This window comes from Rhodoferax sp. UBA5149, from assembly GCF_002413825.1.
Taxonomy (GTDB): Bacteria; Pseudomonadota; Gammaproteobacteria; order Burkholderiales; family Burkholderiaceae_C; genus Rhodoferax.
This window is the reverse complement of sequence record NZ_DHXT01000020.1, coordinates 5905-6921: the sequence shown is the minus strand read 5'-3', so window position 1 is coordinate 6921 and position 1017 is coordinate 5905. Positions and strand designations below refer to the sequence as shown.

Genomic DNA, 1017 nt, shown 5'->3' with positions numbered 1-1017 from the left:
TGCCGCGCAGCCGCCAGCCCTGCCCGCGAATACACTGACGACGCAGGAGCGCTACGTGGAGGCCATGCATCTGGCCACGCAACTGACGGCAAGTCTGGGCCTGCGAGGTTTCAGGCTGAACCTGGCTTTGGAGGCCGCGTCTGGCTACGACGGCCTGGCGGCTCTGCTGCCCAAGATCAAGGACGCCGTGGGTGAGAAGGCCTGTCGGCAACTTGAGCATGTGCTAAAAGGTTGACGCCTGGGATCGGCCTATCGCTGGATCGCTGGATAACCTTGCGTTTCGGCAAAGCCGGGGAAGTGCCTAGAATCTTCTGCCTTAACAGCCAAAAGCCCAATCATGTCCCAGGGAATCATCCGCATTCGTGGTGCGCGCCAGCACAACCTTAAAAACCTGGACATTGACATCCGCACCGGCGAGCTCACCGTGGTGACCGGACCCAGCGGCTCGGGCAAGTCGAGCCTGGTCTTTGACACGCTCTTTGCCGAGGGCCAGCGGCGCTACGTGGAAACCTTCTCGGCCTACGCGCGCCAGTTTCTGGACCGCATGGACAAGCCCGCCGTGGACAAGGTGGAAGGCGTGCCGCCGGCCATTGCCATTGACCAGACGAATCCGGTACGCTCATCGCGCTCCACCGTGGGCACCATGACCGAACTGAACGACCACCTGAAGTTGTTGTTTGCACGCGCCGGGCAATTGTTTGACCGCGATACGGCACACGCCGTGCGGCATGACTCGGCTGAGACGATATATGCGCAGTTGGTCGAGCGCGTGGGGCAAGACGATGCACGTCTCGTGGTGACTTTTCCGGTGGAGTTGCCGGCCAACACGGCACCAGAAGAAATCGAGCAATGGCTGTCGGTGAGTGGTTTCACCAAAGTGCAGGCGCAGCGTGAGCTGGCTACGCTGACGGGGCCGCGCAAGGTTTTAGATGTGGTGGCCGACCGCTTTCGGCTGGGGTCGGCCGAGCGCGTGCGTGTGCTGGAGGCGATTGAGGTCGCGCTGAAACACGGCAGCGG

General features: G+C 62.1%; 2 pseudogenes. Both read left to right on the top strand.

Annotation, left to right across the window (positions count from 1 at the left end):
* Window positions 1-235 (top strand): annotated as a pseudogene (locus B3V69_RS01565) (hypothetical protein); the annotation flags it as partial.
* Window positions 236-337: 102 nt separating this feature from the next.
* Window positions 338-1017, top strand: a pseudogene (locus tag B3V69_RS01560) (excinuclease ABC subunit A); the annotation flags it as partial.